The 23812-nt window shown below is 59.8% G+C and carries 19 protein-coding genes and 1 pseudogene; 15 read left to right on the top strand and 5 right to left on the bottom strand.

All coding sequences use genetic code 11. The annotated features are described in order from the left end of the window. The first annotated feature begins 207 nt into the window (after window positions 1-207). A complete protein-coding gene (locus ABD937_RS11695) occupies window positions 208-708 on the top strand; it encodes a GtrA family protein (protein WP_345255902.1) in 501 nt (166 codons plus the stop codon). 325 nt (window positions 709-1033) lie between these two features. Here ABD937_RS11695 and ABD937_RS11690 read toward each other — a convergent pair whose 3' ends face one another. Together ABD937_RS11690 and ABD937_RS11685 are read right to left on the bottom strand one after the other, a co-directional pair. After that, entirely contained in the window at window positions 1034-2434 is a 1401-nt protein-coding gene (locus tag ABD937_RS11690) for a DUF4403 family protein (RefSeq protein WP_345255901.1), read from the bottom strand. A 160-nt stretch (window positions 2435-2594) separates the two neighbouring features. Further along, window positions 2595-2861, bottom strand: a complete 267-nt coding sequence (locus ABD937_RS11685; RefSeq protein WP_345255900.1) for a hypothetical protein — start codon at window positions 2859-2861, stop codon at window positions 2595-2597. A gap of 26 nt (window positions 2862-2887) precedes the next feature. Between ABD937_RS11685 and dnaK the strand changes: the two are divergent. Beyond that, window positions 2888-4795, top strand: a pseudogene (gene dnaK, locus ABD937_RS11680) (molecular chaperone DnaK); the annotation flags it as partial. A 264-nt stretch (window positions 4796-5059) separates the two neighbouring features. Here the strand turns inward: dnaK and ABD937_RS11675 are convergent. Continuing rightward, entirely contained in the window at window positions 5060-5215 is a 156-nt protein-coding gene (locus ABD937_RS11675) for a hypothetical protein (RefSeq protein WP_345255899.1), read from the bottom strand. Window positions 5216-5377: 162 nt separating this feature from the next. On the opposite strand from ABD937_RS11675, the gene ABD937_RS11670 reads away from it, so the two are divergent. From ABD937_RS11670 to ABD937_RS11660, 3 genes are all read left to right on the top strand, one after another. Then, window positions 5378-8071: a 4-alpha-glucanotransferase gene (locus ABD937_RS11670; RefSeq protein ID WP_345255897.1), complete on the top strand. Its 2694-nt coding sequence runs from the start codon at window positions 5378-5380 to the stop codon at window positions 8069-8071. A gap of 84 nt (window positions 8072-8155) precedes the next feature. Beyond that, window positions 8156-8989, top strand: coding sequence for a DUF3667 domain-containing protein (locus ABD937_RS11665; protein WP_345255896.1), 834 nt, complete (start codon window positions 8156-8158; stop codon window positions 8987-8989). Further along, complete coding sequence (locus ABD937_RS11660) at window positions 8989-10020, top strand: dipeptide epimerase (RefSeq protein WP_345255895.1); 1032 nt, start codon at window positions 8989-8991, stop codon at window positions 10018-10020. The genes ABD937_RS11665 and ABD937_RS11660 overlap by 1 nt, the downstream gene beginning before the upstream one ends. Before the next feature lie 301 nt (window positions 10021-10321). Here ABD937_RS11660 and ABD937_RS11655 read toward each other — a convergent pair whose 3' ends face one another. Then, window positions 10322-12367: a M13 family metallopeptidase gene (locus ABD937_RS11655; RefSeq protein ID WP_345255894.1), complete on the bottom strand. Its 2046-nt coding sequence runs from the start codon at window positions 12365-12367 to the stop codon at window positions 10322-10324. Between the two features lie 376 nt (window positions 12368-12743). On the opposite strand from ABD937_RS11655, the gene ABD937_RS11650 reads away from it, so the two are divergent. Together ABD937_RS11650 and ABD937_RS11645 are read left to right on the top strand one after the other, a co-directional pair. Further along, window positions 12744-13601: a DUF6089 family protein gene (locus ABD937_RS11650; RefSeq protein ID WP_345255892.1), complete on the top strand. Its 858-nt coding sequence runs from the start codon at window positions 12744-12746 to the stop codon at window positions 13599-13601. Between the two features lie 445 nt (window positions 13602-14046). Continuing rightward, complete coding sequence (locus ABD937_RS11645) at window positions 14047-14967, top strand: TraB/GumN family protein (protein WP_345255891.1); 921 nt, start codon at window positions 14047-14049, stop codon at window positions 14965-14967. A gap of 143 nt (window positions 14968-15110) precedes the next feature. Here the strand turns inward: ABD937_RS11645 and ABD937_RS11640 are convergent, their stop codons facing one another. Continuing rightward, a complete protein-coding gene (locus tag ABD937_RS11640; RefSeq protein ID WP_345255889.1) occupies window positions 15111-15527 on the bottom strand; it encodes a nucleoside-diphosphate kinase in 417 nt (138 codons plus the stop codon). A 351-nt stretch (window positions 15528-15878) separates the two neighbouring features. Here ABD937_RS11640 and ABD937_RS11635 point away from each other — a divergent pair, with 351 nt between their 5' ends. The 8 genes from ABD937_RS11635 (at window position 15879) to ABD937_RS11600 (ending at window position 23803) form a co-directional block, all read left to right on the top strand. Further along, a complete protein-coding gene (locus ABD937_RS11635; RefSeq protein ID WP_345255888.1) occupies window positions 15879-17330 on the top strand; it encodes a M48 family metalloprotease in 1452 nt (483 codons plus the stop codon). Between the two features lie 155 nt (window positions 17331-17485). Beyond that, the gene (locus tag ABD937_RS11630; protein WP_345255887.1) at window positions 17486-18154 is read left to right on the top strand and encodes a tetratricopeptide repeat protein; all 669 of its coding nucleotides are present in this window, start codon (window positions 17486-17488) and stop codon (window positions 18152-18154) included. Between the two features lie 117 nt (window positions 18155-18271). Next, complete coding sequence (locus tag ABD937_RS11625; protein ID WP_345255885.1) at window positions 18272-18724, top strand: hypothetical protein; 453 nt, start codon at window positions 18272-18274, stop codon at window positions 18722-18724. Window positions 18725-18762: 38 nt separating this feature from the next. Then, on the top strand, window positions 18763-19338 hold the full coding sequence (locus ABD937_RS11620) for a sugar O-acetyltransferase (RefSeq protein ID WP_345255884.1): 576 nt from the start codon (window positions 18763-18765) through the stop codon (window positions 19336-19338). Between the two features lie 148 nt (window positions 19339-19486). Further along, window positions 19487-20299 carry a M23 family metallopeptidase gene (locus ABD937_RS11615; protein ID WP_345255883.1) on the top strand — a complete coding sequence of 271 codons (813 nt, stop codon included), beginning with the start codon at window positions 19487-19489 and terminating at the stop codon, window positions 20297-20299. 187 nt (window positions 20300-20486) lie between these two features. Then, complete coding sequence (locus tag ABD937_RS11610) at window positions 20487-20918, top strand: transposase (RefSeq protein ID WP_345255882.1); 432 nt, start codon at window positions 20487-20489, stop codon at window positions 20916-20918. A gap of 229 nt (window positions 20919-21147) precedes the next feature. Then, complete coding sequence (locus tag ABD937_RS11605) at window positions 21148-22677, top strand: choice-of-anchor I family protein (protein ID WP_345255881.1); 1530 nt, start codon at window positions 21148-21150, stop codon at window positions 22675-22677. Window positions 22678-22792: 115 nt separating this feature from the next. Continuing rightward, complete coding sequence (locus ABD937_RS11600; RefSeq protein WP_345255880.1) at window positions 22793-23803, top strand: DHH family phosphoesterase; 1011 nt, start codon at window positions 22793-22795, stop codon at window positions 23801-23803. Window positions 23804-23812: the final 9 nt, after the last annotated feature.

Genomic DNA, 23812 nt, shown 5'->3' with positions numbered 1-23812 from the left:
AGCGGAATCGCCCGCCGGGATATCCGGACGCTTGTTGTGCGCGAATTGGTACCAGCTCCTAGGGAGCCTTGTACACGAAACCATGCGGGCAGGCTTCGGAGGTCAACTTTTTAAAACCATCCAAAACTTTTCAAAACCCTTCAAAACCGTTTCCGGGTCCTTGTTTTAACGAACCCGGTTCTTCCTGAAAATGTACATTTGCGCTCCATGAAGCGCGTGCACCGCACCATCCGCAAAGCGATCCTGCAGGTCATCGACCTGTTTTACCCGCCATTCCGTAAGGTGATGACGGTGCAGATGTTCCGCTATGCGGCCTGTGGTGGCGGCAACACGGTGCTGAATATCCTGGTGTATTATATCGCCTACAACTTCGTTCTGGAAAAGCAGGTGCTCGATCTAGGGTTCATCGCCTTCACGCCGCACATCGCTGCCTTCCTGATCGCCTTCTGCATCACCTTCCCGATCGGGTTCTACCTGAGCATGTTCGTGGTGTTCCAGGGGTCCTACCTGAAGCGGCGCGTGCAGCTGTGGCGCTACTTTCTCGTGGCCATGGCCTGCGTGGTGCTGAACTACGTGCTGCTCAAGGTGTTCGTAGAAATACTGGGCATGTACCCGACTCCCTCCCTGATGGCTACCACCGGCATCGTCGTCCTGTTCTCCTATTTGTCACAACGGCACTTTTCCTTCCGCTCCCAGGCGCAGGGGTAGGGCACGCGGCCCCCTGTCCCCCGAAGGGGGAACTTAGACCGAGGCCTTTCTTCCGGTAGGCGTCCGTCCTTGTGGCAGAATTTGAATTCATAAGTACATGACCCAAGGAGCATAGGAACAAATGAATTCGGATCTTTGTGTCGACACAACCCTCCTTTCTATTTCATGTATTCATATGCTCAGGTATGCATTTGTTCTCGCTCAAATTCGTAACGTAGAAAGTCCCGCCGTTGGCGGGACTTTCCTATAAAGCAATTTTTAGTAAAGACAGAACGGAGAAAGGTATGATCGACCTAAGTTCCCCTTTGGGGGACAGGGGGCTGCCCTACAGCGCGATCTCGCTGACGTGTACGGCCAGTTTACCGGTGCAGTTGCTGCGGATCAGGAGGTGCTCCGGCTGGGCAAAGACGCCGGTGAGCGTCAGCTCCGCAACGGCGCCGGAGCCGCGGATGCCCTTCATCCATTCCTTATTAAGCCATTCGTTCAGGTTCCTGGTGGCCGTGGCGTAATACTCGGTCAGCGGAAACGACGTGTGCTTCTTCAGTTCCGACGTGATGCGCTTGCTGAACAGCCACTTGGCGGTTTTGATCAGCAGGTTCCTGGAGCGCACGTCGTATTCGAGGTCCTGCACCTCGATGGTCTTGGTGGCGGCGTTGTACACCGGCTTGCCGATGAACGACGCGGAGCCGTTGAAGGAGCCGGAGAAGTCGATCTCGATCCGCAGGTTGCCGGTCGTGTCGGAGCTCACCCGCGTGCCTTCCACCACGATGTGCTTTTTGAACAGCCCATCGGCAACGTCGAAGCGCTTGTGCAGGAGGTATTGGGTCAGCACCTTCGACAGCGAGTCGTATTGCAGCGCGGCCTCGAGGTAGATGTTGAAGCCGCCGGGATGCGCCGCATTGCTCAGGTTGGGCGCCGTGGTGGCGGGCGCGTCGGGGCGCTTGAGGCTCACCACGGGCGTGGCCGAGATGCCAATTGAGATGTTGAGCAGGTCGTTCTTAGCCGAGAGGTTTTCCATGCGCAAGCGTTTGGGGTGAAGGGCGAAATATCCGGCGCCGGGGATGGCGTAGACGGCGTTGAGCTGGTTCCAGGCCTGTTGGATGTAGGGGCGAAGCGCGACCACGGCGAAGGAGTCCTCCATCGCTTTCTTGGTGGCATCCAGGTTGGCGCGGATGCCGTCGAGCACGGTCTTCGTCACATCCTGGCCCCAGAAGCAAACGGTGCACTTGTCGAGCGCCACGGGCTCGGGCCGCACGATCTTCGTAAGCAGGCGGTAGTCGGGGAGGAGCTGGAAAGAGGCGCCGAAGCCGATGTTGACGCGGCGCTCGCTCTCCTTGACGCCGCAGGAGCACTCCGGCGTCCAGGGGCTCAGCACGGTGCTGTTGTAGCAGGCCCGCGATGCGCCGATGATCTTGTAAAAGCCGGTGAACTGCAGGTTGAAGCTCGTGCCGGAGGCCGCAAACCTGAGCGGGGAGCGGCGCATCCGGTACTTGTAGCGCGTCTTGCAGTCGGGCTGCACCCAGCCGTCAGGCCAGCCGGGGGAGGCGAACACGGTATCGACCTTATTTTCCGCCAGCGTGAAGATGGGACGGAGCGAGATCGTGATCGGGATGTCGATATCGGACTCCGGCAGCGAGTCGAGCAGGCGGCGCGCAGAGTCGGGGCGCGACTGCGCAAACGAAACGACGGACAATAAGGTAAGAAAGGCAGAAAGGAGGCGTTTCATGGCCCTGCAATAATACAATTTGCTAATGGGTTAATGTGCTAATGTGCTGATGAGGTAATTGGGTAATTGGGTAATCGCATAACGGGCGAAGCGAGAAGGTGGGTTCCTACTAGCCCATAGCTTCAGCTATGGGTATTCGATATTTCACCAGCCCATGGCTTCAGCCATGGGTTTTCGATACGTACCAGCCCACGGCTTTAGCCGTGGGTAAAAAGGCGCGCACGATGGCAACGGCAAGCAGATAAATGAGTGTTCTGTCCACCGGAAACGCGGTTTTCGTTTCATGAGACGCGTTTTGCCAAAACAGCAGGTCCCTTCCGGTCGACCTGTCATCCTGATGGGCTGGCAGGGCGCTGACGGCGTTTGTCTGACGCTTTTCTGACAAAATTGCACGATCTGCACCCCGGGCATATTCCTTGATAACCAAAGGGGAACTCAAAAAAATCCGAAAAGCAAATGGGAAAGATCATCGGTATAGACTTAGGTACGACCAATAGCTGCGTCGCAGTAATGGAAGGCAACGAGCCCGTAGTGATCGCCAACGACGAAGGCCGTCGCACCACTCCCTCGGTGGTCGCCTTCCTCAAAAACGGCGAGCGTAAGGTGGGCGACCCGGCAAAGCGCCAGGCCATCACCAACCCGCAGAACACCATCATGAGCGTGAAGCGCTTCATGGGCCGCCAGTACGGCGAGGTAACAGAAGAGATCAGCCATTGGAGCTATAAGGTAGCCCAGGGCGACAACAATACGGTGCGCATCGACATCGACGGCCGCCTCTACACCCCGCAGGAGATCTCCGCGATGGTGTTGCAGAAAATGAAAAAGACGGCGGAAGACTACCTCGGCCAGGAAGTGACCGACGCGGTGATCACCGTGCCCGCTTACTTTAACGACGCCCAGCGCCAGGCTACAAAGGAGGCCGGTGAGATCGCCGGACTCAATGTGCGCCGCATCGTGAACGAGCCTACCGCGGCTGCCCTGGCCTACGGCCTCGACAAAGGCGGTAAGGACCACCACATCGCCGTATTCGACCTCGGCGGCGGCACCTTCGACATCTCCGTGCTCGAGCTCGGCGAAGGCGTATTCGAAGTGAAGTCGACAAACGGCGACACCCACCTCGGTGGCGACGACTTCGACAAGGTGATCATGGACTGGCTCGCCGAGGAGTTCCGCAAAGACGAGAACGTAGACCTCCGCAAGGACCCCATGGCCCTGCAGCGCCTCAAGGAAGCTGCCGAGAAGGCCAAGATCGAGCTGTCGTCCTCTTCGGAGACGGAGATCAACCTGCCTTATATCACTGCAGTTGATGGTGTGCCCAAGCACCTCGTGAAAAAGCTCACCCGCGCCAAATTTGAGCAGCTCGCCGACACGCTTTTCGAGCGCTGCCTGCGCCCCTGCGAGCAGGCCCTCAAAGACGCCGGTCTCTCCGTAGGCCAGATCGACGAGGTGATCATGGTGGGTGGCTCTACCCGTATCCCCAAAGTGGGCGAGATCGTAGAAAAATATTTCGGCAAGAAGCCCAACCGCGGCGTAAACCCCGACGAGGTGGTGGCCATTGGCGCCGCCATCCAGGGTGCCGTGCTCACCGGCGAGGTGAAGGACGTGCTCCTGCTCGACGTAACGCCGCTCTCTCTCGGTATCGAAACGATGGGTGGCGTCATGACCCCGCTCATCACCTCCAACACCACCATCCCGACCCGCAAGTCGGAGGTGTTCTCCACGGCTTCCGACAACCAGCCCGGTGTGCAGATCCATGTGCTGCAGGGCGAGCGCTCGATGGCCAAGGACAACAAGAGCCTCGGCGTGTTCAACCTCGACGGCATCCCGCCGGCACCCCGCGGCGTTCCGCAGATCGAAGTGATCTTCGACATCGACGCCAACGGCATCCTGCACGTAACGGCGAAGGACAAAGGCACCGGCAAGGAGCAGAAGATCCGTATCGAAGCCGGCTCGGGCCTCAGCAAGGAGGAAGTGGAAAAGATGAAGGCGGAAGCCAAGGCCAACGAGATGACCGACAAGGCCGAGCGCGAGAAGATCGAGAAGATCAACCAGGCCGACTCGCTCATCTTCCAGACCGAGAAGCAGCTGAAGGAGTTCGGCGACAAGGTGCCGGCCGATAAAAAGGCCCCCATCGAAGCCGCACTCGAGAAGCTCCGCGAGGCGCACAAGAGCCAGGACATCGCCCGCATCGACGCCGCCATGGCCGAGATGAACGCTGCCTGGACGGCTGCCAGCGAAGACATGTACAAAGCCTCCGAAGGTGCCGGTCAGCCCGGTGCCGGCGGGCCCGGTGCGCAGGCCGGCCCTCAGCAGGGCGGATCGGAGAACGTGACCGACGCCGAGTTCGAGGAAGTGAAGTAAGGATTCCAGGAAGCCGCGGGCACTATTAGTACGGAATTGAAACGACGATGAGCGATCCCGCCCGCGACACTACTTGTAATAAAGAAAGGCCACCTTCGGGTGGCCTTTCGTATTTCAGATTTTTGATTTCGGATTTCGGATTCGGAGAAGTACCAAAAGGAAAAAGCCCCCGGGGAACCGGGAGCTTTAGCTATGTACGCAACAGGCCGGGAAAGCCGCACCTGAGGACTAAATCTGAAATCTGGGATCCGGGATCTGCGATCCTTAGATGAGGTCCATCGCCAGCACGAAGAAGGTCGTCACGAAGGGGATGATGAGGGTCAGCCATTCCCAATGAGCGAAGATGGCAAACAGGAGGGCAGCGGTAGAAACGAAGAAAAGGATCCAGTACAGGCCACGGTTGGAGCGTTTCACTTCCATGAAGAAAAATTTTCGCAAAAATAGGGGACAACGTGCAAAATATCCAGAATTACCTGCGGCCTCATTTTTACTGTTCAAACTTGGCTTCGCTGCATTATTTTCGCGGCAATGTGTGCCCCGCACACATTTGCTTAGCCAACTGAACTTCCTAATACCTGAGGAATGAAAATCGATTTTTACCTGCGCTTCCACACCCGGTACGGCCAGTCGCTGGCGATCTCGGGCAACCATCCTTCGCTCGGCAGCAACGACCCCGCCCAGGCGCTGCCCCTCCAGTACCTCAATCCCGAATTCTGGTATGCCTCCATCGAGGTGGACACTACGGCGGCGACCAGCCTTCACTACCACTACGTGCTGACCAACGAGTTCGGCGAGCGCGTCGTTGACGCCGAGCAGCACCGCATCGTAGCCATCGGTAGAAAGGACAGCGGCCACCTCGTGCTCGTCGACACCTGGAACTACGCCGGCGAATTCGAGAACGCGTTTTATACGGCGCCCTTCCGCCAGGTATTTTTCAACAGCCAGAAGTCGCCCCGCCTCAAGAACCCGAAGCACTACAGCCACCAGTTCCGGGTAAAGGCGCCGCTGCTGCCCGACCAGGAGTGTGTGTGCCTCGTGGGCTCCGGCCCGGCCCTCGGCGAGTGGGACAGCGCCAACCCCGTGTTGCTGGAGCGCTCCGGCGACTGGTGGACGGTAAAGCTCGACGTTGCGCCGACCGACCTTCCCATTACGTATAAATACGGCATCTATAATTTCAAGAAGGGCTCCTTCGTCCGCTTTGAGGATGGCGACAACCGCACCCTCTACCGCCACGACGAGGCCGGCTCCATCACGCTGCTGCACGATGGGTTCGTGCGCCTGCCCAACACCTCCTGGAAGGGCGCCGGCATCGCCATCCCGGTTTTCTCGCTCCGCTCGGCCAACTCTTTTGGCGTGGGCGAGTTCACCGACCTGAAGCTCCTGGCCGACTGGGCCACGGGCGCCGGCATGAAGCTGATCCAGCTCCTCCCCATCAACGATACCTCCGCCACCTTCACCTACCTCGACTCCTATCCGTACGCGGCCATTTCCGCCTTTGCATTGCACCCGCAGTACATCAACCTTTCCAAGGTGGCCGGGAAGAAGGGCGCCGCCGCGCTCAAGTCGCTCGTGAAAAAACAAAAGCAGCTCAACGCACTCACCGAGATCGACTACGAGGAGGTGATGAAATACAAGATGCAGGTGCTCCGCGAGCTGTACGAGGCGGAAGGAGAGGAGTTCAGCAAAGACGCCGAATACACCAGCTTTGTTTCCGCCAACGGGCACTGGCTGAAAGCCTACGCGGTGTTCAGCCACCTGCGCGACAAGTTCGGCACCGCCGACTTCAACCAATGGAAGACCAATTCGGTATACAACGAGGCCGAGATCGAGAAGCTGATCTCCGCCCGCTCCAAGACCGCGAAAGAGATCCGCTTTTACTATTGGGTGCAGTACCACCTGCACCTGCAGCTCAAGGATGCCGTTGACTACATCCACAAGAAAGGCATCGTAGTGAAGGGCGATATCCCGATCGGCATTTACCGCTACAGCGTGGACGCCTGGCAGGCGCCGGAGCTGTACCACATGGACTGGCAGGCAGGTGCGCCGCCCGACGACTTCGCAATCAAAGGACAGAACTGGGGTTTCCCGACGTACAACTGGGAGAAAATGCAGGAAGACGGCTTCCGCTGGTGGAAGCAGCGCTTCGAGCAGATGTCGAACTACTTCGACGCCTTCCGCATCGATCACATCCTTGGCTTCTTCCGCATCTGGAGCATCCCGCTCGACGCTGTGGAAGGCATCCTGGGCCGCTTCATCCCTGCCCTGCCTGTGCGCCACACCGAGTTCGGCGAGCGTGGCATCTGGTTCGACTACGACCGCTACTGCCGGCCCTATATCACCGACGCGGTGCTTGATGAGGTGTTTGGTCCGCTCGCGAGCCGCGTGCGCGACGAATTCCTGGTGCCCAACAGCCGCGGCGGCTACGACCTGAGCCCCGCCTTCGAAACACAGCGCCAGGTGGAAGCCTGGGCTGCCTCCCGTGCGGGCGATCCGGAAACAGATACCCTCAAGCACGGGCTCTACGACCTGATCTCCAACGTGCTGTTCTTCGAGGAGCCCGGCTCCAACGGCACGCATTACCATTTCCGCATCTCCATCGAGAGCATCACCTCGTTCCGCCACCTCGACGAAGGCCTGAAGGCGCGCCTTCGCGAGCTGTACGTCGACTATTTCTACCGCCGCCAGGATGGCTTCTGGAAGCACGAGGCCTTGCGCAAGTTGCCGGCCCTGAAGGAAGCCACCAACATGCTCATCTGCGGCGAGGACCTGGGTATGGTACCCGCCAGCGTGCCGAGCGTGATGAAGGACCTGGGCATCCTGAGCCTCGAGATCCAGCGGATGCCCAAGGACCCGACCACCGAGTTCTTCCACCCGCGCACGGCGCCCTACCTCTCCGTAGTGACCCCTTCGACGCACGACATGAGCACGATCCGCGGCTGGTGGGAAGAAGACCGCGCGCGTACGCAGCGCTTTTTCAACACCGTGCTCGAGTCGCACGGCACCGCCCCGTATTTCTGCGAGCCCTGGGTCAACCGCGCCATCGTGCTGCAGCATCTTTATGCGCCTGCCATGTGGAGCATCTTCCAGCTGCAGGACCTGCTGGGCATGAGCGAGACGCTGCGCCGCGAGAACCCCGCCGAAGAGCGCATCAACCAACCCGCCGATCCGAAGCACTACTGGCGCTACCGGATGCACCTCCCGCTCGAAGGGCTGATCCGCGAAAAGGAGTTCAACACCGAGTTGCGCGAATACATTGTGAACAGCGGCAGGGGTTAAGCTTCCTGCCTGCCCGATACAGAGGCGTGCCGCACCCGCAGCACGCCTCTTCTTTTGCCTATATTCGCACCGAAACTGATGACCATGGAAGCTGTCGGCACCTCCTGTCCCTCCTGCGGCGCCCCCTTTACCGGGAAGTACTGCTCCGCCTGCGGGGAGAAGAAAGTGTCCGCGCACGATTTTACCGCCGGGCATTTCATCGAGGAAAGCATCGAAGGCTTCACCCATTTCGATAACAAATTCCTGCGCACGCTGAAGCTCCTCCTGTTTCGTCCCGGCATGCTCACCACCCATTTTGCCGAAGGCCGCAAGGTGCCGTACATGAAGCCGATGCAGCTCTTCATCGTGAGCAACCTGCTGTTTTTCCTGCTGGTGGGCGCCGGCAACGTGTTCGCCCATCGCATCGGTAATTACCTCGTCGAGCGCGGGGGCATCTTCAATACCCGCAGTGCTTTTTACAGCAAGTTCGGCGCCGCGGCTGACGTCACACGGCTTGGACAGGTGTTCAATGAGAAAATGGCCGGACAGTCGAAAGCATTCATTTTCCTGTTCATCCCGTTCTATGCCCTCGCCTGTGCGCTGCTCTTCCTGAGGCGCAGGAAGCCGTTCGGCCTGCACCTTACCTTCGCGGCGCATTTTTTCAGTTTCCTGCTGCTCTACTTTACGCTTTTTCATTTCCTCTTCGTACTGCCGGACCGCTACCTGTTTCACATGTCCCAGGAGGCTTTTGAGCGCCTTGCCATCTACCTGAACCTGTTCGTGCTTATCGGTTATTTTACGTTGGCGGCACGGCGCTTTTACCGGAGCGGATGGATCTTTTCGTTCTTCTCGGGTATCGCTGCGGGAGTCCTGTTCATCATTCTCCTCCAGGCCTACCGCCTCTTCCTTTTTCATAACATCCTCCGAACCTTACACTGATGCGACTCTGGTACCGCACTTACGAGCTGCCTTTCCAATACCCGTTCACCATCTCCAAGGGCACCAAGACCCACCAGCCTGCGCTGCATGTAGCATTGGAGCACCTGGGCCGCATCGGGCATGGCGAGGCGCCGGCGATCACCTATTACAACATCAGCACCGAGGCGATGGTCGCCGATCTGGAACGCAAGAAGATCTTCGTGGAGAAGTTCGCGTTCACCGAGCCGGAGCGCTATTGGCACTACCTGCACCACCTGTACCCGAACAACCCCTTCCTGGTGTGCGCGTTGGACATGGCCGGCTGGGATCTCTTCGGGCAGATCATAGGCAAGCCACTGCAGGCGCTCTGGATGCCCGAAGCGCCCCTGCAGCCGCGCACCAATTACACCATTGGCATCGACTCCATAGAGCGGATGGTGGAGAAGCTGCGGGCGCATCCCTGGCCCGTGTACAAGATCAAGCTTGGTACCGACGAGGACATCGCCATCGTGGAGGCCCTCCGGAAACATACAGACGCACCTTTCCGCATTGATGCCAATGCCGCTTGGTCCGTAGCCGAAGCCATCGAAAAGATCGACGCGCTGCAGCACCTGGGCGTGGAGTTCGTGGAGCAGCCGCTGGCCAAGGACGACTGGGAGGGCATGAAGCGCTTGATGGAAAAGAGCCCCTTGCCACTGTTTGCCGACGAGAGCTGCGTGTTCGAGAGCGACGTGGAGCGCTGCGCCGGTCATTTCCACGGCATCAACATCAAGCTGACGAAGTGCAGCGGCATCACGCCGGCGCTGCGCATGATCGAGAAGGCACGCGCACTGGGCCTGCAGGTGATGATCGGGTCGATGAATGAATCCACCGTGGGCTCCGCGGCCATCGCGCACCTCGCGGTGCTGGCCGACTACATCGACGCCGACGGTCCGTTGCTGCTCGCGCAGGACCTGGCCACAGGACTTACGTTTGGCAATGACGGATATGTTCGTACCTCCGACGCACCCGGCCTGGGCATCCGCTTTGATCCCGAGCCTTACGATAAATAAGCCTCCCTATATCATTCCATGCCGCGCTAACGGGTCGTTGCGAGGAGCGTCCCTGCCGAAGGCAAGGGACCGACGAAGCAATCTCCTTCGTTACGCAGCGTGTCTGTAAGAGTTCAGCTTTAGGGTCACTCCTCGTAGCGCAGGAGATTGCTTCGCTACGCTCGCAATGACGTTTGCTTCGTAGCGCTCGCAATGACATTCGCTGTATGCGCACTGACGAAGAAGGCCCCGGCAGAAATGCCGGGGCCTTTTATCATTTACAATGTTGCGCTCTTTGCGCGCTTCGCGTCTTGGTATGAAATTACCAGATCCGCACGCGGAGCGAGTCGGGACGGTACATCTTGTCGCCCGGCTTTACGCCGAAAGCCTCGTAGAATTCCGGTACGTTCACGAAAGGACCGTTGACGCGCCATTTGGCGGGGGAGTGCACGTCGGTGAGCAGGCGGGTGGCCAGCTCCTCCGGGCGGGTGTGGCTCAGCCAGCCAAGGGCGTAGCCGAGGAAGTAGCGCTGCAGGGGCGTCATGCCATTGATGGTTTTGCCGCTTTTGTAGGTTTCCGTTTTCTTGAACGCCTCGAGGCCGAGGATGGCGCCGCCGAGGTCGGCGATGTTTTCGCCCAGGGTGGCCTTGCCGTTAATGCGGGCAGTGTCCACTACTACGTAGCTGTTGAACTGGTCCACCATCACCTGGGCGCGCTTGGCGAATTCGGCGGAATCTTTCGACGTCCACCAGGCATTGAGGTTGCCCTTCTCATCGAACTGGCGGCCTTCATCGTCGAAGCCGTGCGTGATCTCGTGGCCGATGGTGGTGGCGCCGGCATAGCCGTATACAAGCGCGTCGTCGAGCTGCGCATCGCGGTAGCCCGGTACCGTAAAAATACCGGCGGGCAGCACGATCTCGTTGTTGCTTGGGTTGTAGTAGGCATTGTAGGTCTGCGGGTTCATCTCCCACTCGTCACGGTCCACCGGCTTGCCCAGCTTGTTCACCTCGTACTTGTGCCACCAGGTGTTGGCAGCAAGCACGTTGCGGGCAAGGGGCTGGCGGCTGATCTCCATAGCGGAGAAGTCTTTCCACTTGTCGGGATAGCCCACTTTCTTTTTCATCGATGCGAGCTTGGCGAAGGCTTTCTGCTTCGTGCTGTCGCTCATCCAGTCGAGCTGCGTGATGCGGTCCTTCAGTGCCGCGCGCACGTCTTCCACCATTTTCGAGTAGCGCTCCTTTGCCTCTTTCGGGAAGAACTCCTGCACGAACACCTTGCCGAGGGCTTCGCCCATGAGGCCGTCCTGGAGGTCCAGCATCCGCTTCCAGCGGGTCTTCGGCTTTTTGGCGCCGCGGATGGTCTTTCCGTAAAAATCGAAATACTGCAGGTACGTAGTGCTGTCGAGATAAGGGGCGGTAGCACGCATCAGGTGAAAGCGCAGGTAATCCTGCAGCACGGGCACCGGGGTGCTTTTCAGCGCGGCGTCCAGCTCTTTGTAGAACTCCGGCTGTCCTACGATCACGGAGTCGAGCTTCGTCACGTGCTGCTTTTCGAGCATCGCGTTCCAGTTGATGGCGGGGCAAACCTTGTTGAGGTCGGCTATCGACATCTTGTTATAGTTGCGGTAGGGGTCGCGGAGGTCTTCGAGCTTGCGGGAAGCCTTGGCGAGGCGGGTTTCCAGCGCGAGGTGCTGCGTGGCCTTCAGTTGGGCGCTGTTGCTGTCGGCACCGAGGCTTTGGAACACCGTGCGCACGTAATTGCCATAGGCGCTGCGGATACCGGCGGTGCGCGCATCGTTGTTGAAGTAGTAGTCGCGGTTCGGAAGCCCGAGGCCGCCCTGGTTCAGGTAGAAGGCCATCACGTCGGAGTTCTTCGCATCCTGGTACACACCGGCGCCGAAGCCGCCGCCAATGCCTTTCACCTGGAAGTCAGCGAGTACGTTGACGATGCCGTTGAGGTCCGTGGCTTTGCCGATGGCATCGAGCTCGGTTTGAATGGGCTGCAGCTTCTGCTGTTCGGCGCCGGTGGAGTCCATCGCGGAGTGCCAGAAATCGCCCACCTTTTTCTCGACGCCGCCCGTTGCGGTAAGCGATTGCTCATTGATGGTTCGGAGGCGCGTGTACAGGTCTTCCTGCACGGCATTGCCGATACCCCAGGAGCTGTACTCGTCGGGAATGGGATGGGCCTTCAGCCAGCCGCCGTTGGCATACTGGAAGAAGTCGTCGCGCGGGCTCACGGTGCTGTCGCGGTCGGTGTAGAGAATGTCGGCGGCGGGGTTATCGGCGGTGGAGCCGGCCACTTTGCTTTGCTGTTGGCAGGCCGCAAGCAGTAGGGTGGCGGCCGCCACGGGGAGCAGTACTTGACGCATAGAGATAGTCTGTGTTAAGGGCTCAAAATACGCCATTCAGGAGGGATCTCAGATCTCGGATCTCCGATCTTGGATTTATTGATGATGAACGGGTGAACGGGTGAGCCAGGATGCGCCCTATTAGGGCAGTGCCGAAAAAGAACGACTGGCCCAAGGCTTCAGCCGTGGGTATTCGAAATGTAGTAGACTATGGCTTCAGCCATGGGAACTTCGTATAGGGCAGGAGATCGTTTCTCCCTTTTTAAGATCGCGATTGCCGTGACTATACCAATCTAAACGACCCTTACCAATAAACCAATAGACTAATAGACCAATAAACGGCCGCAAAGCGGCCTTCGGCCCCATATTTGCCTTTACGCGAAAAAACACCACCTGAATGCGTCTCCTGCTGACCCTCGGCAGCCTCCTGCTGCTGTCTTCCGCACCTTTTGCCCAATCCCGTTTCCAGGTCGGCCTCTTCGGCGGCGTCTCCCAATACCAGGGCGACCTGCAAAGCAGCACCTTCCAGGGCCGCTTTGCGAACGCTGCCCTCGGCGGTACCCTTTCCTATAGCCTCACCCCGCGGCTCGCACTCCGGGGCGGCCTCACCTCTTCGGCACTCGAGGCCAGCGACCGGTACAATACAAAGGAGGAGCTGCGTTCCCGGAACCTGAGCTTCGCCACGGGCCTCGTGGATGCGAGCCTGGTAGGGGAGTATTCGTTCTTCAACATCGAGGATACCCGCTGGTCGCCCTACGTATTTGCCGGCGTTGGCCTCTTCCGGGTAAAGCCGTACACCTACGACTCGAGCGGGCAGAAGTGGTACCTGATGCCGCTCGGCACCGAAGGGCAGGGCCTCGACCAATACCCCGGGCGCAAAGCGTATCACTATACACAGCTGTCCATACCCTTTGGCGGCGGTGTCCGGTTTGCCTTCAACGACACCTGGACCCTCGGGCTTGAGCTCAGCATCCGCAAAACGTTCACCGACTATATCGACGACGTAAGCTCCACCTATGCCGCCCGCGAAGACTTGCTGGCCACGCGCGGACCGAAAGCCGTGGAGCTGGCCTTCCGGCAGGGCGAGGTGGACCCGACCGCCCAATACCCCGAGAAAGGCGCCATGCGCGGGCAGGAAAAGCGGAAAGACCTGTTCTACTTCACGGGCCTGCACCTCCAGTACCGCTTCGGCGGCGGCTCCGGCGGGTCGGGCGGCGGAAAAGGGAAGTACGGCTGCCCGGTGGTGCGGCCCTAGCGGGGATCTCGGATCGGGGATCGCGGATCTCAGATCTTTTTGCGTGCGACCTGCTCTCGCGGGTCTTATCCATTCGCCAGGCAGTAAACAGTTACCTGCTGTTTGGATCCCGGGCGGCCTACGCGGTTGCCTTTTGAGGTGCTTGGTGCCCATCCGAATATCTAATCGATAAAATGCCCGAATGAGGTTGGTGCTCATATCACGGTTAGGGACAAACTATAATCTGCATAAGCCCTTGCCCCTTTGAGCAACACCTCCCACCATAAAGTAAGCATCGACCTAAGTTCCTCCGCCGGCTGGCGGAGACAGGGGGCAATTCCCCAAAATTTCCGGCATCCCGCTTGAATAGGTAGTACTGAGTGGCGCATGCAGTACAATGTCGTCGATCTTCCCACCAGGGCAGGCAACAGGACCGGCACGGCAGTCACCCAGCTAAACCTGTAACATGAAAAACATCGTCCTGGCCTTTGTGTGCGCCCTGGCCTTCCTGGTCAGCCCCGCTCAAACAACCGTTTCGCAACCCGCCGACCCCAACACACTTCTCTGGCGGATCTCTGGAAAAGATCTTTCGCGTCCTTCTTATCTCTTCGGCACCATGCACCTGCTCTGTGCCGGGGGCATCGAGCTCAGCGACTCGCTCCGGGGCGCCATCAAGGGCGCTGACGCCGTCTACCTCGAGCTCGATATGGAAAACATGCAGGAGCTCATGGGGATCATGAACCGGATGCGTATGAACGGCGACACCACCCTCCGCGACCTGCTGAGCAAGGAGCAGTACGATTCGATCCGCACCTTCTTCGCACAGAAGCCCGGCCTCATCCCGTTCTCCATGCTCGAGAAGTTCAAGCCGATGCTGGCTGCCTCGGCCCTCATGGAAGCCGATATGGGCTGCGAGAACCCGGTAGGCATGGAGCAGCTCATCATGACGGAAGCAAAAAAGGAAAAACGCCCGGTGCGCGGCCTCGAAACGATGGCCTTCCAGATGTCGATCTTCGATTCCATTCCGTATACGCTCCAGGCCCGCCAGCTGCTCGACTATGTACACAACTACGGAAAGACCGACGGGCGTAAGGAGTTCGAGGAAATGGCCACCGCTTACGTAACGCAGCAGCTCGACAAGCTCGAGGCCATCACGAAGCGTGAGAACATGGGCATCAGCCAGTACATGGACCTGCTGCTCTACCGCCGCAACGCCACCTGGGTCACGAAGCTGCAGGAGCTGATGCCCGGCAAGTCGCTTGTGGTAGCCGTAGGTGCCGGCCACCTCCCCGGCGACAAAGGTGTCATCGCCCTCCTCCGCGCCGCCGGCTACACCGTGGAGCCGATGCCCAACAATATGCTGAAGCACCTTGAAAAGACGCTTTGAGCAATGTGCTGATGTGTTAATGTGCAAATGTGCTAATACTGAAAGCCCCGATCGCAAAGCGATCGGGGCTTTTTTTGTGCTTTAGGAAAAGCAGCTACAGAAAAGTATGTTCGACCTAAGTGCCCCCTTGGGGGGACAGGGGGCTAGAATTGCTCGAGACCCGAGAAGAAGAACGAGCCTTCGATCTGGGCGTTCTCGTCGGAGTCGGAGCCGTGCACCGCATTCTCGCCCACGGAGGTCGCGAACTTCTTGCGGATGGTGCCTTCCTCGGCCTGGGCCGGGTTGGTGGCGCCGATGAGGGTGCGGAAGTCGGCTACGGCATTCTCTTTTTCGAGGATGGCCGCGATGATGACGCCGCTGCTCATGAACTGGGTAAGCTCACCGTAGAAGGGGCGCTCCTTGTGCACGGCGTAGAATTCACCGGCCTTCTCAAGGGTCAGCTTCGTCTGCTTGAGGGCCACCACGCGGAAGCCCGCCTTGATGATCTGGTCGAGGATGGCACCGGCATGGCCGTTGCGCATGGCGTCGGGCTTGATCATCGTAAATGTTCTATTGGTCATATTGGTATTTTTTATTGCGGCGCGAAGATAAAGAAGGGATGTCAGATCTCGGATCTCAGATTTGGGATCTGCTTCTGACCGTACATTTCTTTCGGCTTGCCAGATCCACACACAGGGCCTCGGCAAAGACGGCGGCGATTGCTCGCGTCGCAGTCCTATAGTAATGTGGGGTTGTTTGCCGCGCTTTGCGCAAATCTGAAATCTGAAATCTGAGATCCGAGATCTGAGATCACAGATCCGAGATCTGAGATTCCCTCTGCGGTATCGTATTTGCATCATGCCGGCCGGAAGCCCGGGCAGGTCGGCAGAAAGGCGCCGGCACTGCGTCAAGGCCTTATACAACAGACGATTATGAAAAATGCACTCCTTCTCGGCGGACTCGCCCTCGGCATCGCGCTCGCCCAATCCTGCGCCCGCAACCCCGTCACCGGCAAGCGGCAGGTCGTATTCACCTCGGAAGCCCAGGAGATCTCCATGGGCCAGGAGGCCGATCCCCAGATCGTGGCCCAGTTCGGGCTTTACCCCGATTCTTCCCTCCAGCGCTTCATGCGCGAGCGCGGCCAAGCGGTAGCCGCCATCTCGCACCGCCCGAACATCGCCTATACGTTCCGGGTCCTCGACTCCGACGTCATCAACGCCTTTGCTACCCCCGGCGGCTACGTGTACTTCACCCGCGGCATCATGGCCCACTTTAACGACGAGGCCCAGTTCATGGGGGTGTTGGGCCACGAAACGGGCCACATCACGGCCCGCCACTCGGTGATCCAGCAACGCAACCAGATGCTGGGGCAGGTAGGCGTACTCGCTTCCGTGATCGTAAACCCCAACCTCGGCCGCTTCGCGGAAAGTGCGATGCAAGGCGTGGGCCTGCTGATGCTCAAGTTCAGCCGCGACGACGAGCGCCAGGCCGACGAGCTCGGGGTCGAATACATGACGAAGCAAGGCTACAACGCGCATAACATGGCCACCTTCTTCCAGACGCTGCAGCGCCAGAGCCAATCGGCCAATGCACAAGCCATTCCGCCCTTCCTGAGCACGCACCCCGACCCGGGCGACCGCTTCGTAACGGTAAACAAGCTGGCCGACCAGTGGCAGCAGAAAACCAACCAGACCGATGCGGCCCTCAAGGTTAACCGCGAAAGCTACCTGCGCCGCATCGAGGGCATCACCTATGGCGCCGACCCGCGCCAGGGCTACGTGGAAACGGGTGCGTTCTACCACCCCGAGCTGCGCTTCCAGTTCCCGGTGCCCCAGGGCTGGCAGTACCAGAATTCACCGTCGCAGTTCCAGATGGCCCCGGCCGACGGAAAGGCACTCGTGATCCTGATGCTTGCCCCCGGCAGCAACCTGCGCGAGGCGGCTACGGCGCAACTGCAAAAGCTCCAGCTCACGGTGGTGGATAGCCGTGAAACGACCGTGAACGGCCTTTCGGCGCTTGTAGCCGTAGCCGACCAGCAACAGCAGCAGGGCGGCGGCACCATCCGCACGCTGAACTATTTCATCCAGTACAACGGCAATATTTACCACATGGTCGGTGTGTCGGCCGGCGCCGACTTCGCGGAGCGCCAGAGCACCTTCGCTTCGATCATGGAAGGCTTCCGCACCCTTTCCGATCCGGCCAAGCTGAACCGCACCGCCGAGCGCATCAAGCTCCGCACCATCAGCAGCGCCACCACGCTGCGTGCGGCCCTCACTGCGGCCGGCATCCCGGAGGCTCGCCACAACGAGCTGGCGATCCTCAACGGCATGCAGCTGACCGATAACCTCACCGCTGGCACCATGATCAAGGTGGTGGGCAGGTAAGCGTTTAAGGTTTGGTGGTTGAAGTTTGACGTGGCGTGCCTCCGACAAACGCATACCCGCAAGGCTGCCCGCAGGGTGGCCTTTTTTTGATGCGGTTGCTTCGCCGCGCTTATCTTAGGGGCAGGCCGATAGGGCCGTTGCCAAACTTGCTGCCGATGCAAAGACGCTTGCCTCTTTATGTCCTCTTGCTGTTCAGCGCCTGCCGGTCGGGTGCGCAACCCCTCGACCGTGCCGCATCGGAGCGGGTATTGGTAGAAGGAATGAGTTCGTACTCGAAGACAGTGTTCTTTAAAGGCGACAGCGCCGAACTGCCCGGGCTTTACCGGCATTCGATCGATCGATTCGAGGAGGCATACCGCCTCGACAGTACGAACCGCCATGCCTGGATGAGGCTTCCGGACTGCTATTACCAGCTGGGCGCGTATGAGCGTGCGATCTTTTGGTCGCAACGGGAGTTACGGTCGCCCGGGCTGTCGGCCGAGCTGGTGGCTTTGGCTTATCAAACGATCGGCTTTTGCCAGCTGCAGCTTGGCCGGCTCGACGCCGCGAAGGCTACGTTCCGGGATGTCCTCCGCCGCTACCGGGGTGCCGATGACCAGCAAAGCCGGGGTTTCCTGTTTATGAAATTGGAGCAGGTGGCCGGCGAGCTCTATGCCCGGAGGAACGGGCCGTCTGCCCTGGCTTTTACGAAGGCTGGCATCGACCCCTGCCGCTATAGCGTGGAGGCATACCGGTTCTTCGTGACCGTGCGTGAGCAGGAAGAAGGCTTTCTCATACCTCCGTACGATGAGCTGCTGGCGAAGCGGGAGCAGGGCTGCCGGTAGCTTGCCGGTGACGGCTCCAGTTCTACGCCAGGACAAGCCCGTATGTTTACGGGCCGGTTTCCACTCAACCGGTATGACTCAAATCTGAAATCTGAAATCCGAGATCTGAACTTCCTTATGGCTTTTTCCTTTCACGGCTTTATCGGCGCCGAGCCGGCACTTAACGGCATCCGGATGCGTTTCCCGGCGGCGCGCATCATCGCACTGGGACAGGAGCTGTTCCTGATCCCGCTCACCGACGCGCTGCAGCGCCAGATGAACGGAAGCGGGGAAGCTGTGCCTGTCAACGGTTTCGAGCTGCTGACCGGCGCTATCGAGGAAGCGGCTCTGGTGGTTTCGGAGGCGGGGCCGCTTTCCTACGCAGAGGTGTTGCAATGGACCGGTGAGGGTAGCCAGGCCGCCATCATGTGGGAAGGAGGGTTGCGCGTACGCACCTTCCGGTACGGGCAGGACCTCATCAATCGCATCCTCCGCACCTACGGCGCCATTGCCGGGCCCGGGCAGGACGAGTTTACGGCCCTTGGCTTCGCTGCGCGGCGTTTCACCGACGACTGGCTGCGCGAAGGCTGAACCATGGCGGCCGGCCGGCGCCTGTTTACCTTTCCGGCATGAAATCCGAAAAGGAAAAAATGCTGGCGGGCGAGCTCTATAACGCCCTCGATCCCCAATTGTCGGAAGAGCGCCTGCAGGCCCGCCTGCTGCTGAAAGCACTCAACGATTCGGGTGAAGACCTCCCGCAAAAGCGCGCCCGCATCCTGGCGGAGCTGCTCCCGAACGCCGGTGCAGAGCTCTGGATCCAGCCTCCCTTTTATTGCGACTACGGCAGCAATATCCGGATGGGGGAGCGGGTGTTTTTCAACTTCAACTGCGTGGTGCTCGACGTCGCCCCGGTCACGATCGGGAGCCGCACGCTCTTTGGTCCGAACGTACAGATCTATGCCGCCACCCACCCGATGGACGCGGCCACCCGGGCGAGCGGACTGGAGGCAGGAAAACCGATCACGATCGGCGACGATGTGTGGATCGGCGGCAGCGCCATCATCTGCCCCGGCGTATCTATCGGCGATCGTTCCGTGATCGGCGCGGGCTCGGTGGTGACGAAAGACATCCCGCCCGACGTGTTCGCCGCCGGCAATCCCTGCCGCGTCATCCGCCCGCTCTCCCCGGCAGACCGGCCGGAGTAGCCATGCTTGCGGGAGGTCCGGGCCGAAGTGGAAGCCGGCGCCGCCTCCGGAAATCCGGGCGAACCATACGCCCGCAGGCAACCGGAGCAGACGGGCGCAAGAATCCGTGGTTGCCGTATCTTGCCCGGAACACCAAAACACCCCGTCCATGAAACGCTTCCTGTTACTCCCGGTACTCCTTCTTTCGGGGCTGCTGTTTGCCCAGCCCGCCGTCAAGGTCTTTCACGAGCGCCTGCCCGACGGGGGCGGCTTCGTGCTGTACGGCAATAACGAGGAATGGTACCCCGTATCGGTATTCCTCGACCTCAAGCTCGATAACCTCGCGTTCTCGGAAGGGGGCAAGACGCAGTTCCTGCTGCCGCCGCGCTCGGAGAAGCTCCGTATCGGCGACGTAAAGCCGGAGAAGGCGGGCACCGCCTTCAAATTCTCCTTCCGCTACAATACCGCCACCGGTGACGTGGACGCCGTGCACGACGATAGCTATGTCTATGACCTTCCGTTTGCAACGGGCGGAAGTTTCCTGCTGTTCCAGGGCTACAACGGAAACTTCTCGCACCGGGGTGAAAGTGCTCTCGATTTTACTATGCCCGAGGGCACGGAGATCCGGGCGGCGCGCGAGGGAACCGTGGTCAAGGTGGTACAGCAGCATACACAGGCCTGTGCCTCGGAGTCGTGCAAGCAATACAACAACTACGTAACGATCCGGCACCCCGACGGCACCTTCGGCCATTACGCCCACATTGCGCCCAACGGTGCGCTGGTGAAGCTGGGCGACAGCGTGCGGCGCGGCGACCCCATCGCCCGCAGCGGCAACACCGGCTGGACGAGCGGACCGCACCTGCACTTCGTGGTATACCGCGGCGATTTCGGCAAATGGAAAACGTTGCCGACCAGGTTCCGTGTGAGTGCCGGCGAAACCGGTGCGCTGAAAGAGGGCGTGACGTACACCCGCACCTATTGATTGTCTGTTTTTCGCCAGGGGGTATGATGGGTGCCCATAGCTGAAGTTATGGGCTGGCGTTACGTCGAAAACCCACGGCTGAAGCCGTGGGCTCGTATGGACGTACCGAAAAAACACAAAAAATGATGGTCTTTTTCCCTGCTGGATAAGTATTGGATATTGGTAGTTTTCAAAGAAAAACTTACCCATGGCGCCTACATTGAACCGAAGCTGGATCCATGTAGTCTGGTCCACCAAGGCAAGGCAGCCGTTCATCACCCCGGAAATAGAGCGACACCTATATCCCCGCCTGGCGCACCATTTCGAGAAGGAGGGTTGCAGGCTACTCTCGCTGAACGGAGTGGCTGACCACGTGCAAGCATTGACTGGTCCACGTCTTGATCGACCACTCTCTGAGATCCTGCGAAAAGTAAATGGTGCTTTCGCTCATTGGATGAATCACCACGGGCAATGCAGAGAACGATTTGCGTGGCCGATCGGCTTTGCAGCCATCTCGGTTTCACCTGATATTGTCCGGCGTGTGGTGGGTTACATCGAACGTCAAAAGGAGCACCATCAAAAAATAAATTTCGGACAGGAATGGACCCAATTTGAAGCGCTCGACGGCACCAGCTTCTGATCGGTTCGCCATGGTGGCAGGTCCCCCACCAGCCCATAGCTTCAGCCGTGGGTGTTCGAAATAGCACCAGCTCACGGCTTCATCCATAGCGCGATCGGCAGGAAGGCACACATCGCGGCACCGCCACCCCACGCAACAAATACATCATTATCCGGTCACAATTTGGTAACGCCAAATCGGGTGGGAGGGAGGCGCTTGCCTGCATTTTTGCGGCACGAAACTCCCGCTCATGAAACGCCTGTTGCTTTCCTGCCTTGCCGCCTCCCTGCTCGTTGCCTGTAAGAAGAAAGATGTCGCAGACACCGGTCCGGCCCCGGAGCCGGTGATCATGGAAGACGCGTCTTCCTTCACGACCGTAGCTACCCTGAATATCGCCGGCACCGGCGCGGCGGAGATCACCGCCTACTGCGAGCGCACGAAGCGCCTGTTCGTGGTCAACAACGCCACCACCCTCAACCGGGTGGAAGTGGTCGACATCGCCAACCCTGCCGCGCCGGTAGTAATCGGACATATCAGCCTGGGGGCCTATAACGGGGCTGCCAATAGCGTGGCCGTCCACGACGGCCGTCTCGCCGTAGCGCTCGAGTCAGGCGTGAAAACGAACCCGGGCCGCGTGCTCCTGTTCCGCACCGACGATTACAGCCTGCTCAAGAACATCCCCGTCGGCGCCCTGCCCGACATGATCACCTTTTCGCCCGATGGCCGCTACCTGCTCACCGCCAACGAAGCGGAGCCCAATGCCGACTACAGCATCGACCCTGCAGGCGGCGTATCCATCATCGACCTGCAGAACGGCGACGCCGTTACGACACTCGACTTCGGCTCCTTCGGCGGGCAGCTCGCAGCCCTGCGCGCCGGTGGCTTCCGCACCTTCGGTCCCTCGGCAGGCGACCTCGCCAAAGACGCCGAGCCCGAATACATCACCGTGAGCCCCGACTCGCGCAGCGCCTGGGTGACCCTGCAGGAAAACAACGCCATCGCCCGCATCGACCTTTCCGCAAAGACCGTCACCGCTTTGTGGCCACTCGGCTTCAAAGACTACAGCAACACGGCCAATGCCACCGACCTGTCCGACCAGGACGGCGGGATCACCTTCGCTGCCGCGCCGGTCAAAGGGGTTTATATGCCCGACGCCATCGCCGTGCTCGAGCGCAATGGCATTCCCTACCTGTTTACCGCCAACGAGGGTGACGCCCGCGAGTATACGGGCTATACCGAGGGCCGCCGCCTGGGCGCCAACGCGCACGTGCTGGATGCCACGGCCTTCCCCAACGCTGCTGCACTCAAAGCCAACAGCTCGCTGGGCCGCCTGAACGTGACCTCCAGCCTCGGTGATACCGATGGCGACGGCGACTTCGACGCCCTGTACAGCTTTGGTGCCCGCTCCTTCAGCGTCTGGAACGGCGCTACCGGGAGCCAGGTATTCGACAGCCGGAACGATCTCGACGTGCGCGCCCGGGCTGCCGCCATGTACGACGACGCCCGCAGCGACGACAAGAGCGTAGAGCCCGAGGGCGTGACCGTAGGCCGTGTGGGTACGCGCGACATCCTTTTCGTGGGCCTCGAGCGTGCCGATGCCGTCGCGCTTTATGACGTCACTGACCCGGCCGCCCCGGTTTTCGTAAAAATACTGGCCGCCGGCGACGGACCGGAAGGGGTGCTCTACGTGCCGGCACGAAAGTCACCGAACGGAAAGAGCCTGCTGATCGTAAGTTCCGAGAACGACGGCAACCTGAAGATCTACATGCCCGAACGATAAACCAAACCGACCGACCAGGAGAGGAGCCGCTGCAACTGCAGCGGCTTTTCATTACCGGGCGCTCAGGCTCCGCACCGCTCCATTGCCCAAAATCACGTAGGTTTGCCCCCTCTTTATGCAGCCCATTTCCGAAATCTATCCCTTGCTGAGCGGCCCTGCGCGCCGTATCGCCATTACCATGCACCAGAAGCCCGATGCCGACGCTATGGGCTCTACCCTGGGCCTGTACCACTTTCTGCGGCACCTGGGGCACACCGTGCAGGTGATCTCGCCCACCAACTGGGCCCGCTGGGTCGACTGGATGCCCGGCGCCGACACGGTGCTCGACTTCGAGCTGCACCGCAAGAAATCGGAAGACTGGCTGCAGGAAGCCGAGTGGCTGTTCTGCCTCGACTTCAACCACATGGGCCGCACCAAGTCGATGGCGTCCCTGCTGTCTGCATTGCCCTGCACCAAGATCCTGATCGACCACCACCAGGAGCCCGACGAAGCCATGTTCCAGTACGGCGTTTCGGATACCGGCAAGAGCTCTACCTGCGAGATGGTTTACGACTTTATCGCCGGCTCGGGGCATGCCGAAAAGATCGATATCGCTACCGCCGAATGCCTCTATGCCGGAGTGGTAGCCGACACGGGCTCTTTCCGCTTTTCGTCCACCCACGCCTCGGTGCACCATATGGTAGCCCACCTCAAGGAGCTCGGCCTCGAGCATACGAAGGTGCACGAGCAGCTTTACGACAACTACCTGGAGAACCGCCTCCGCTTTCTCGGCCACGTGCTGATGAACCGCATGGAGGTGTACTACGAATACAACACGGCCCTCATCTCGATCCCCAAGGCCGACCTGCTCCGCTTCGACATCAAGACCGGCGACACCGAGGGCCTCGTCAATTACCCGCTTTCCATCCAGGGCATCAAGCTCGTGGGCCTTTGCATCGACCGCGACGAGGAGCGCAAGTGGTCGTTTCGCAGCAAAGGGGAGTTTGATTGCAATACCTTTGCGCGCAGCTACTTCGAAGGCGGTGGTCATTTCAATGCCGCGGGCGGACGCGACAGCGCCCCGCTCACGGATACGGTACGCCGCTTCAAGGAAGCCCTGAAGGAGAACAGCTCATTTTTACAATAAACAACTCGA

The organism is Flaviaestuariibacter amylovorans, assembly GCF_039541815.1.
In the GTDB taxonomy this organism is placed as follows: domain Bacteria; phylum Bacteroidota; class Bacteroidia; order Chitinophagales; family Chitinophagaceae; genus Flavisolibacter; species Flavisolibacter amylovorans.
This window is presented reverse-complemented; position numbering and strand designations above follow the sequence as displayed.

What these genes read in the sequence shown, in the direction of transcription:
- ABD937_RS11600 (WP_345255880.1), top strand. Translation starts at nt 22,793, where the DNA reads ATGCAGCCCATTTCCGAAATCTATCCCTTGCTGAGCGGCCCTGCGCGC.
- ABD937_RS11620 (WP_345255884.1), top strand. Translation starts at nt 18,763, where the DNA reads ATGAAATCCGAAAAGGAAAAAATGCTGGCGGGCGAGCTCTATAACGCC.
- ABD937_RS11665 (WP_345255896.1), top strand. Translation starts at nt 8,156, where the DNA reads ATGGAAGCTGTCGGCACCTCCTGTCCCTCCTGCGGCGCCCCCTTTACC.
- ABD937_RS11640 (WP_345255889.1), bottom strand. Translation starts at nt 15,527, where the DNA reads ATGACCAATAGAACATTTACGATGATCAAGCCCGACGCCATGCGCAAC.
- ABD937_RS11670 (WP_345255897.1), top strand. Translation starts at nt 5,378, where the DNA reads ATGAAAATCGATTTTTACCTGCGCTTCCACACCCGGTACGGCCAGTCG.
- ABD937_RS11610 (WP_345255882.1), top strand. Translation starts at nt 20,487, where the DNA reads ATGGCGCCTACATTGAACCGAAGCTGGATCCATGTAGTCTGGTCCACC.
- ABD937_RS11625 (WP_345255885.1), top strand. Translation starts at nt 18,272, where the DNA reads ATGGCTTTTTCCTTTCACGGCTTTATCGGCGCCGAGCCGGCACTTAAC.
- ABD937_RS11650 (WP_345255892.1), top strand. Translation starts at nt 12,744, where the DNA reads ATGCGTCTCCTGCTGACCCTCGGCAGCCTCCTGCTGCTGTCTTCCGCA.
- ABD937_RS11635 (WP_345255888.1), top strand. Translation starts at nt 15,879, where the DNA reads ATGAAAAATGCACTCCTTCTCGGCGGACTCGCCCTCGGCATCGCGCTC.
- ABD937_RS11655 (WP_345255894.1), bottom strand. Translation starts at nt 12,367, where the DNA reads ATGCGTCAAGTACTGCTCCCCGTGGCGGCCGCCACCCTACTGCTTGCG.
- ABD937_RS11695 (WP_345255902.1), top strand. Translation starts at nt 208, where the DNA reads ATGAAGCGCGTGCACCGCACCATCCGCAAAGCGATCCTGCAGGTCATC.
- ABD937_RS11615 (WP_345255883.1), top strand. Translation starts at nt 19,487, where the DNA reads ATGAAACGCTTCCTGTTACTCCCGGTACTCCTTCTTTCGGGGCTGCTG.
- ABD937_RS11675 (WP_345255899.1), bottom strand. Translation starts at nt 5,215, where the DNA reads ATGGAAGTGAAACGCTCCAACCGTGGCCTGTACTGGATCCTTTTCTTC.
- ABD937_RS11630 (WP_345255887.1), top strand. Translation starts at nt 17,486, where the DNA reads ATGCAAAGACGCTTGCCTCTTTATGTCCTCTTGCTGTTCAGCGCCTGC.
- ABD937_RS11660 (WP_345255895.1), top strand. Translation starts at nt 8,989, where the DNA reads ATGCGACTCTGGTACCGCACTTACGAGCTGCCTTTCCAATACCCGTTC.
- ABD937_RS11690 (WP_345255901.1), bottom strand. Translation starts at nt 2,434, where the DNA reads ATGAAACGCCTCCTTTCTGCCTTTCTTACCTTATTGTCCGTCGTTTCG.
- ABD937_RS11645 (WP_345255891.1), top strand. Translation starts at nt 14,047, where the DNA reads ATGAAAAACATCGTCCTGGCCTTTGTGTGCGCCCTGGCCTTCCTGGTC.
- ABD937_RS11605 (WP_345255881.1), top strand. Translation starts at nt 21,148, where the DNA reads ATGAAACGCCTGTTGCTTTCCTGCCTTGCCGCCTCCCTGCTCGTTGCC.